This is a genomic window from Cyanobium sp. BA20m-14, from assembly GCF_024346295.1.
On the sequence record NZ_JAGQCR010000124.1, the window covers coordinates 1 to 9,083 of the forward strand.

At 66.1% G+C, this 9,083-nt stretch carries 11 protein-coding genes and 1 pseudogene; 1 reads left to right on the plus strand and 11 read right to left on the minus strand.

Features of this window, described 5'->3' with window-relative positions:
• A partial coding sequence (locus tag KBZ07_RS11820; RefSeq protein WP_396124046.1) for an alpha-D-glucose phosphate-specific phosphoglucomutase occupies window positions 1–1,430 on the minus strand: 1,430 nt, incomplete at its 3' end.
• A gap of 92 nt (window positions 1,431–1,522) precedes the next feature.
• On the opposite strand from KBZ07_RS11820, the gene KBZ07_RS11825 reads away from it, so the two are divergent.
• The gene (locus KBZ07_RS11825; protein WP_254931802.1) at window positions 1,523–1,918 is read left to right on the plus strand and encodes a hypothetical protein; all 396 of its coding nucleotides are present in this window, start codon (window positions 1,523–1,525) and stop codon (window positions 1,916–1,918) included.
• A gap of 21 nt (window positions 1,919–1,939) precedes the next feature.
• On the opposite strand, the gene KBZ07_RS11830 is transcribed toward KBZ07_RS11825, so the two are convergent.
• From KBZ07_RS11830 to KBZ07_RS11875, 10 genes and pseudogenes are all read right to left on the minus strand, one after another.
• Window positions 1,940–2,353, minus strand: a complete 414-nt coding sequence (locus KBZ07_RS11830) for a hypothetical protein (protein WP_254931803.1) — start codon at window positions 2,351–2,353, stop codon at window positions 1,940–1,942.
• Window positions 2,354–2,422: 69 nt separating this feature from the next.
• Window positions 2,423–3,655, minus strand: coding sequence for an FAD-dependent monooxygenase (locus tag KBZ07_RS11835; protein WP_254931804.1), 1,233 nt, complete (start codon window positions 3,653–3,655; stop codon window positions 2,423–2,425).
• Window positions 3,652–3,837: a hypothetical protein gene (locus tag KBZ07_RS11840; RefSeq protein ID WP_254931805.1), complete on the minus strand. Its 186-nt coding sequence runs from the start codon at window positions 3,835–3,837 to the stop codon at window positions 3,652–3,654. The genes KBZ07_RS11835 and KBZ07_RS11840 overlap by 4 nt, the downstream gene beginning before the upstream one ends.
• Before the next feature lie 106 nt (window positions 3,838–3,943).
• Window positions 3,944–4,357, minus strand: coding sequence for a hypothetical protein (locus KBZ07_RS11845; RefSeq protein WP_254931806.1), 414 nt, complete (start codon window positions 4,355–4,357; stop codon window positions 3,944–3,946).
• 74 nt (window positions 4,358–4,431) lie between these two features.
• Entirely contained in the window at window positions 4,432–5,829 is a 1,398-nt protein-coding gene (locus KBZ07_RS11850) for a phospholipase D-like domain-containing protein (RefSeq protein WP_315860167.1), read from the minus strand.
• Window positions 5,830–5,959: 130 nt separating this feature from the next.
• Entirely contained in the window at window positions 5,960–6,142 is a 183-nt protein-coding gene (locus KBZ07_RS11855; RefSeq protein WP_254931807.1) for a hypothetical protein, read from the minus strand.
• Window positions 6,133–7,209, minus strand: a complete 1,077-nt coding sequence (locus KBZ07_RS11860; protein ID WP_254931808.1) for a DUF4912 domain-containing protein — start codon at window positions 7,207–7,209, stop codon at window positions 6,133–6,135. The genes KBZ07_RS11855 and KBZ07_RS11860 overlap by 10 nt, the downstream gene beginning before the upstream one ends.
• Window positions 7,210–7,374: 165 nt before the next feature.
• Complete coding sequence (locus KBZ07_RS11865) at window positions 7,375–8,136, minus strand: phycobilisome rod-core linker polypeptide (protein WP_254931809.1); 762 nt, start codon at window positions 8,134–8,136, stop codon at window positions 7,375–7,377.
• A 91-nt stretch (window positions 8,137–8,227) separates the two neighbouring features.
• The gene (locus tag KBZ07_RS11870) at window positions 8,228–8,845 is read right to left on the minus strand and encodes a phycobiliprotein lyase (RefSeq protein ID WP_254931810.1); all 618 of its coding nucleotides are present in this window, start codon (window positions 8,843–8,845) and stop codon (window positions 8,228–8,230) included.
• A pseudogene (locus KBZ07_RS11875) lies at window positions 8,842–9,083 on the minus strand (hypothetical protein); the annotation flags it as partial. The pseudogene KBZ07_RS11875 and the gene KBZ07_RS11870, both read right to left, overlap by 4 nt.

Consider the following 9,083-nt stretch of genomic DNA (forward strand, 5'->3'; position numbering starts at 1 on the left):
TGGCCGCTGGTGAGGGAGCCATCCACCGGATCGGTGTAGGCGAAGTCGTCCGCGGTGGCGACGCTGCGGCCGGCGAAGCTCTGGCCCACCAGTCCTGGTTGCATCTCCTTTACCCGGTTGTAGAGGCCGTGGGCTGCTTCGCTGGCGATCGCCTCGTAATCGTGGCGGGAGTAGTAATGGCGGCCGAAGCGGGCCCAGTGCTCGGCCATGATCCGCTTCACCGGCTCCCGCCGCCTGGCCAGGATCTGCAGCCAGAACAGCACGGCCCAGAGCCCATCTTTCTCGCGAATGTGGTTGCTGCCGGTGCCGAAGCTCTCCTCGCCGCAGAGGGTGATCCGCCCAGCGTCTAGCAGGTTGCCGAAGAACTTCCAGCCGGTGGGGGTTTCGAAGCAGGGCAGGCCCAGGGCTTTGGCCACCACATCGGCGGCGGCACTGGTGGGCATCGAGCGGGCCACGCCGGCCAGACCATCGCCGTAGCCCGGAGCAAGGGTGGCGTTGGCGGTGAGCACCGCCAGGCTGTCGCTGGGGTTCACGAAGCAGCGGGTCCCAAGGATCATGTTGCGGTCGCCGTCGCCGTCGCAGGCGGCACCGAAGCGGTAGGCGTCGCTGCCCAGCAGCAGCTCGGCCAGGTCGTGGGCGTAGGTGAGGTTGGGATCGGGGTGGCCGCCGCCAAAATCCTCCAGGGGGATGCCGTTGCGCACGGTGCCCGCGGGCGCTCCGAGCACCCCTTCGAAGATGTGGCTGGCATAGGGGCCGGTCACCGCGTGCATGGCGTCGAAGGCCATCGGGAAGTCGCCACGCAGCAGATCGCCGATCTGGTCGAAGTCGAAGAGTCGCTGCATCAGCGCCACGTAGTCGTCGACGCCATCAATCACATCCACCTGCAGGTCGCCGATGCTGCTGCGGCTAGGTGTCGAGAGGTCGGGATCGCTGCCGCCTTCGCAGATTCGGTAGCCGTCGAGGGTCTGGGTGGCGGCGTAGATGGCGTCGGTGATCGATTCAGGTGTGGGGCCGCCGTTGGCGCCGTTGATCTTGACCCCGAAATCGCCGTCGGGCCCGCCGGGGTTGTGGCTGGCCGAGAGGATCACGCCACCCACGGCACCGTGCTGGCGAATCAGGTGGGAGGCGGCGGGAGTGGAGAGGATGCCGCCGGTGGTGGTGATCAGCCGGGCCACGCCATGGGCGGCGGCCATGCGGGCGATCACGGCGATGGCCTGGCGGTTTCCGTAGCGACCATCGCCACCCACCACCAGGGTGCCACCAGCCACCCCCGGCAGCACCCGCAGGCTCGCTTCGATGAAGCTTTCGAGGTAGTGGGGAGCCTGAAACTGCCTGCTGCTCTTGCGCAGGCCGGAGGTGCCGGGTTTCTGGTCGCTGAAGGGCCGGGCAAGGGCGATGTGCTGGACGTTCATGGAACCGCTGCAAGTCATCGGCCAAGCCCACTGGGGCTCAGGGGGCACCAAATTAGCCCTTGCCTGCGGCCCTGGCCGGGCTGGCTAGGGTCCAGAAAAGAACAGTTGTCGTGTCAACTCGTGCTGCCGGGCGTTTCCCTATTCCCAACCGGGCAGTCCGGTTGCTGATCTGCCTGCTGGTGCTCGCCCCGGCCGGCGTCGCGGGGGCTGCTGGCCCCAGCAAGGTTGTGGGTGGGGCCAGGGCGATCCCCATGGATCAGGCCCTGCAGCGCAGCCTGCTGGCGGCGGAGGCGGTGATCCATCGCCGGGGCAAGGAAACCTGCCTGCGGGGCAAGCTCACCAATGCCCTGCTGGGCCTTTCGGCCAGTTGCGAGGCTGCCGGCCAACGGGGTGGGCTCTGTGCCCTGGCCGATCAGGCCGTCGTGCAGATGGGCTGGTCGCTGGCCTTCATGGACAGCACAGCCCGCCAAGTGCTCGAGCTGATGCCGAGCGAAACAGAGCGTTGATTCCTGCGACCCGAGCCCGGTTCAGGAGCCCGGAATCAGGCCGAAGAGCTTTTTCTCCTTTGGTTTGTCTTCTTTCTTGCTAGGCACGACAGTGCGGGTTTGCAGCTTGCAGAAGGGGATCAGGTCCTGGCCGGCCCGATTGATGGTCTCGCGCCGCTCGTAGTTGTTGGTGGCAGCGGGCTTGGCCCGTTCCCGGATGGTCCAGATGGCGTCCTTACAGTTGGCCCCGAGTCGGGGATGGTCCATCAGGGGATCCGCCATGGCGCTGGCTTTATTGCAGCTTTCGGCCGTGTTCTCTCGCCCGCAGGTGAAGGTGAGCAGCTGGAGCTCGCGCAGCTCCTCCAGGGTGGGATAGGGCGGATCCTTGGGGGCCGCCTGCAGGGGCATGGCCAGGAGCAGGCCCATCAGGCTGGCCCCCAGCCCAGGCAGGAGCATGGCTGACTGCCTGGGAGCGCAGACTAGGTCGATCCGATCGGCGGCCATAGGTGCACGGCTGTGCTCCCATCATGGCGGTTTTGGCAGCAGGGTCAGGCCATGGCGCAGGGGCTGCTGCTGGTGGCTCCAGTGGGCGGAGATAGCGGGGCCAATCAAGGGTGCCGCCAGGGCCAGCCCCCGCCTCAACCAGGCCTGGCTGCGCAGCTGTTCCCCCCGGGCGGCTTCCAAGGCCTGGAGGGCCTGGATGGCCTCGATTTCAGGCCTGCGTTCGGCCTCGATGGCTGCAAGGGTGTCATCGAAAGCCTGCCCCCCATCAGTGGCCTCGCCGCAGAGCAGGGGCAGCAGCCGGGCGCTGGCCACGCAGGCATCGCGCAGAGCCATGTTGATGCCCTGGGCGCGCACGGGGCCCATCGGGTGGGCCGCATCTCCCAGCAGCAGCAGTCCGGGCCGCCACCAGCGCTCCGCCAGAGCAACTTTCACCGCCAGTTTGGTGGGTTCGCTCAGGCCTGCTCCCCACTGGCGCAGCCAGAGCGCCAGCTCGCCCGAGCAGAGGCCGGCTAACTTTTCGATCCACTCCGGTTGGCCCAGGGCGGGGGCGCGGTCGCCGGCGGCCAGCACCCAGCCCAGTTGCAGGCCACCGGCGGCGCTCTCAAAGGCGCTGAACACGCCAGTCGCTCCGACCAGGGTGGTGAAATTCCCCTGCAGGGGTGAGCCGGCTGGGCAGGCCAGTTGAAACCAGAGCAGATCGATCGGGCTGGTTCCATCGATCAACTTCAGTTTGGCCTTCTGCCGCAGCAGGGAGGCCCGGCCATCACAGGCCAGCACCAGATCGGCCTCCAGGCGCCGGCCATCGCCGAGTTGCACCCCTACCACCCGCTCCTGGCGCCAGAGCAGGTCGACGGCGGGTTGGCCGCGCTCCAGGGCGAAGCCAGGGAAGGCCTGAGCTTGCTCGATCAGCAGTTCAAGCAAGGCCTGCTGACTCACTAGGGTGCAGGGGTGGCGGGGATCACCACCGAGGGGCTCGGCTGCGCTGAACAGCTCCTGCCCGTTGACGATGAAGCGCCAGCCCTGCAGGGGGCGGTGGGGCAGGGCAGGCAGCAGCTGGGCTAGCCCCATGGCGCCGAGGGCATCGAGCCCTGAGGGCATCAGGGCCTCCCCCCGAAACTGGCGCACCAGGCAGGTGCGGGCTTCCACCAGGGTCACGGCCAGCCCTGATCGGGCCAGCACCAGGGCCAGGCTGGCCCCGGCTGGCCCACCACCCACCACCACCACCACCTGGGGATGGGTGCGAGGCAGGTTCAAACGAAGGAGTTGTAGTTGCGGGTGGCGCCGCTCACCGGATCTACATGGCCCGTCAGCTGGCTTTTTTTAGTGAGCAGGTAGTCGACCAGCTCCTGTTGCACGGCCAGCAGCTCCGTTGTGCAGCCCCGGAAGGCCGCCCGGTGGCGGATGTCGTCGTGCCTGGTGTGCAGGTCACGCAGCATCAGCTGGATTGCGTCCAGGGTCGCTGATGTAGAGCGAGCGGCCTGCGGGGAATCCATTCAACCTGGTGAGAAAAACTAGTTGCCAGCTTAGGAGCTGCGCTGCTGTTCAACAGTCACCGAAGAGGGCGGATGCCACGGCCTGGAAGGTGTCGAAGGTGTCCTGGGTTTCCAGACCGCTCACGGCCAGGGATACGGTTTGCTGGCGGGGATTGCACTCCACCGCCAGGCTCACCGCCCGGATGGCGTGGTCGGCGTGGAAGGCGGCGCTGTGGCAGTCGGCGGCATAGAGGGTTTCGGTGGCATGGGTGAAGCCCAGCTGGGTGGCCAGCAGGGAAATCCCGGTCAGGGATTCGCCCAGGCTGCCGGTGCTACGGATTGCCGTGGTGTAGACCACCGGCGCTGCGGGGGCGGTGTCTTCGGCCGGGGTGATCAGGGATTGGGCCAGTGACTTCACCAGGCTTCCTGTCTTTAAGAGGCTGCCGGTTCTTAAGAGGCTTCCGGTCTTTTGCAGGGTCTCCATGGCTGAAGCGCGGCCAGACTGACCGGGTAAGCATAGGGTTGGGCCACTAGATGTGGTGGTTTGTGCCTGTCAGCTCATCCACCGGTAGTGTTGGTCTGGGTGGTGCTCCCTTGGGTGATCCCCCGCTGCACCCCGCTGCCGCAATTCAGCCGCTGGCGCTCGATTTTGCGCTGCAGCCGGGGGGTAAGGCCCAGCTCGGCCCCCTTCCAGAGCCGGTTGATTTCGGCGCTGAAGTGTTCGGCGAGCTGGGGGGAGTCAAACACCAGCAGGGTTTCGTCATTTTGATGGGCCGCCGAGGGGCTCCAGTTGAAGGAGCCGGTGATCACGGTGCGGTTGTCTATCACCGCCAGCTTGTGGTGGAGCTTGTCGCCGCTGGCCAGCCGCGGGGTGCCGACTCCGTCTAGGGGCTTTTGCCAGGGCCGGTTGCCTGCCTCCAGGCCGCAGTGGTGGTCTGGCAGCTGGATGCCCAGCAGATCCAGCACTTCGCTGAAGGCCCGGTTGGCGAAGCCAGGGTCGGCCAGCAGCCGGATCTTGACACCGCGCTCCTGCAGGCGGGCCATGGCATCGGCCAGGCCCTGCTCTGAGAGCACGAACAGGGCCAGATCAAGCTTTTTGCGGGTGCCCAGGAGCAACTTTTCCAGCAGCCCTAAGCCCTGGTTCGGATCCTTGCGCCGGTGGGGAGCGAACAGCACCATGACCGGGGTCTGCCCCACCAGCGCCCGCTGGGCCGCCCCACCCCCTTTGGCCAGGCCAAAGCGGCTGTCGCTCTGGCCGCCGGGGCCGTCGCCCCACATCCGTTCAAATTCGGCCACGAAGCTCGATGCCAAGGCGCTGCTGTGCAGCCGCAGCAGGTGGTTGACGTTGCCCCGACTGCGATTGCTACCCGGATCGCCACCGGGATTGCCACCGGGATCGCCATGGATGCACGAGGGGGTGAAATTGGCCGACCCCGTGACCACCACCGCCCGATCCACCACCATGAATTTGTGGTGCATCAGACCGCTGCCGGCGCTGCCATCGGCGGTGTCATCGATCAGGGGCACACCGGCCCGCTGCAGGATGGCCACCGCATCGCCCCAGCCGAGCACCTCGAGCTGGTGGTGCCGGTTGCGCTTGTGCGGCGCCAGACCGATCGGGTTCTCTTCAGACCATGGAGTGCTGTAGGTGTTTTCCAGCACCACCTTCACCGTCAGGCCCTCGCGATGGCGGGCAACCAGGGCTTCGGCCACCTTCGGCAGCGAGAGCTCCTGCACCGCCACCAGAATCTCCCGCTTCGCCTGCTGGATGCTGGCGAGCACAAAGGCCTCCAGGTCGTCGCCCTGGCGCCATTGGCCCGTGATTGGGCTGCGGTAGCGGCTGGTGTCTGAGTGGTTGAACACCAGCTCGATGCCCTTGGGCAGGGGCGCGCGCTTGGCGGGCTTTCCCAGCAGCTGGGCTTCGGCGCTGCAGCTGGCCAGGCCAAGTCCCAGCAAACTGGTCCAGGCCAGCGGTGTAATAGATGGGCTGAAGGGTTTGATCGCGCTCAGAAGCGACTGCAGCCAGGGTTCCCACAGGCTTGTTCTTAGGCCTTGTTGCTCAGTCCTGTTTCTCAGCCTGGGGCGCCTAGTGGTGCCCGGGCATCTCAGCGCTACGCAGCATGACCACAAACCAGACGGTGCCAATCAACACGGCGCTGAGCATGGCGGCTGGAAGGCCAAGCCGGATGAGCACCACAGGCACGATCAGGGGGAAGGCCAGGGCCCCTGCCATGGGGGTAAGGGCCACGGCGATGCGCTTCAGAACCATTCGCCTATGGCCTTGTCTGCAGGATTGCTGTTGTCTTCAGGGGTCGTGCGGTTGAATTCCAGGGTGATGTTGCGCTTCTGCTCGCCATCGGCGGCTACCGCCTCGATCGGGTAGAGCTGTTGGCCGTCACGGAAGGGCACCTGCACCCGGAAGGTGCCGTCCGCAGTGAGGGGAACCTCCTGATCGCCGATGCACAGCCGCGCCGAGGGGTCGGTGGCCCCGTAGACGATCAGCTCGGCGTCGGCTACCAGCCAGAAGGAGCGTTGGCGAGATCCCACGCCGCCCCGGCCGGAGTCGTTGCGGCCGCTGGCCCAAATGCCGGCCCCTGAGGCGTGGAGCTCGCTGGTGTCGATGCCGGCCTCCTCCAGTTCGTGGAAGGCTTCAGAGCCGCGACCCAGGCGACGCCAGCGGGAGGTGGCGGTTTGGTAGAGCCTTTCATGCAGGCCGGAGTCGGGGCTCGGCGCCGCAATCGCCGGCATGCTGACGTTCGGAGAGGTCTCTAGCGAAAAGGGCACAAATTGGTCGAGGATCTGCTCGCTGGGATGGAGGGCTGGCACCCGGGCCACCGAAGAGAAGGCCAGGGAGATCCAGCCGCCCCCATTGCCCAGGCGGTAGCCAAGCTCCACCCGGTAGTCACGGTCACTCAGGGGCACCGGCAAATACCACTCGGTGGCATGGCTGTCGACCACCACTTCCTGCAGGGCGTGGGGATGGGCCGAACCCATGGGCAGCCCGGTCACATCGGCAACCCGCAGGCAGAGCTGGGAAGCGCCACCGGCTTGGGCCTGGCTGCGATCGGCCGGGGAGATTTCCCAGAAAACGTATGCCCACTGGGGATCGCGCGGCAGAAAAACCACATTGGTCGTCACCGAGCTCGGGCGGGGCGCCGGGGGGAGCTCGGCCTCAATGGCCTCGAGGCTGGGCGGATCCTCGTCTTGGCGGTCGTTGATGGCTGCCAGGAGCTCGTCCTTGGACTTACGGCTGTAAAGGCTCACACCGAGGCCGCTGGCCACCTGACGCAACTGCCTCAGGGTCATACGAGCCATAGCAGCGAGAGCTTGGGTCATAACAACAGAATTCTTTCGGGATCAATCTGGATGAGTTTCTTGCCCACGGTCGGCATTGCCGCCCGGCGGTCAGCATCCACTGACGCCTGGGCCCTGGCAAGGCATTGAAAAAGGCGGCCCTTGGACCGCCTTACAGGCTTGATGAAGCCAGTGGTGCCGGCCGATTCAGCGACCGATGCTGCGGTAGGGAACTTTGGCGAGGTAATCGATGTTCGCGTTGCCGGAGCCACCCCCCTGGTTGCGCATGGCTGGAAGGTTGCGTACCCAGGGCAGGTAGTCCTCGGGGAAGCCCCCCCGGCGCTGACGGGAGCGGGCGGGGATGGTTTTCATGCCACCGCTGTAGACGATCTGGGGGAAGCCCAGGATGCCGCGGTAGTAGGCCTCGTAGCGCGGAGTGGTGATGTTGAAGGGGGTTTCGCCCAGATCCCTGGAGCCCACCACGCGGTTGCGGTGGTAGGGAACGGTGTCGTAGCCAAAGGCGTCCAGGTATTCCTGGCCGTTGAGAATGTCGTCAACCATGCCCCTTACCCCGCGGGTCATAAGCACGGCTGCCCAGGCGATCTCTTCAGACCTGCCGTGGGTGGGGCGACCCAGAAGCTTTTCCACCAGGTGGCGCACCACTCGGTAGTTGCTGTTCAGGTTGTAGAAGCTGCGCGTGAATGTGTCTGAGAGACAAAGGGAGCGAATGAAATCCCGCACACTCATTTGGCCGTCGCGCAGCTGGCTCTCCAATGTCAAGTTGCGGTCGACCTTGAAGGCGTAAAAGAAAATCTGCCGATAACAAGACTCAATGAGCAGATTTAGGTCTTTGGGATCCATAGCCCTGTCCATGGACGCGGCTTTGGGGTCCTCATCCGAGCCCACCCGCAGCGGGTTGACCCGCGAGTTCTGGGTGGTGGGCGCGTACTTCAGGAGGGGCAGGGCCACACGACATCAGCATCCGTCAACCAGGATCGTATTGGGGCGGCTGCAGTGGGATTCGCATGCCTCTTGCAGGACTCACAGTCCGTAACGTTCGTCACCATCCCAGCGGTGAGAGCGTCGGCCCCGTTGCGGCCTCCTCGGCTGCCCCTGCGGAGCTCGGGACCCGGGCCTCCAGCACCCTGGTTTCGACGCAGAAGGAAGCGGTGTTGGAGAGGCCCTCCACCGTGCTCGTGCGCAGGCGCACATCGGGCCCCGCGAAGCTGAAGTGCTCCAGGCTGTTCATGGTCTCGTAACCGGTGGTGAGCAACAGGCCATCCCGTTCGTCCATGGCGAAATGGCCAGCCACCGCGGCGGTTTCCGCATAGCCCCGGTCGCGCAGCAGCAGTCCGGTCCGGCCGCGGCCATCGGTGGGGATCAGGCCGAACAAGCTTTCCCCGTCGTGGGCCTCACCAGCCCTGTCCCAGGCCATTGAGGCGTTCCAGGTGACCCGGCAGCCGCCCACGAGCCGGGAGGGGTCTTCGCCGTGCATCACCGCGATGGCGATCAGGCGCGGATCTGCGGCGGCGATCTCCACCACCTCGATGAAGGAGCTGCCTGCCTCTGCCCGCCGGTGCAGGAGGTGGTGGCTGCTGCGCTGGGAGCGCCAGCGACCGCAGCTCAGCTGGAAAAAGCTGAGGGCATCGGGGATCGATTGGGGCCGGTTGTCGCTCACGGGGGCAAGTTGACTGCAGAAATGATCGCAATGCGTTGGTTTGCCTGGTTGCGGGCCCAGGCGATCAGGTCTCTGAGCTCGAGGCTGAGGGGCGGCCGCCCCAATTCGGCTGCGAGCTGCTCCAGTTGGCGACCGGCCGACTCCAGTTGGCTGCTGAGAACTTCGATGAAGGCCCTGTCCTGGGCGATCTGGGGCTGGTCTGCGGCCCAGCTGCGGATCGCCGACCGATCCGGCAGCT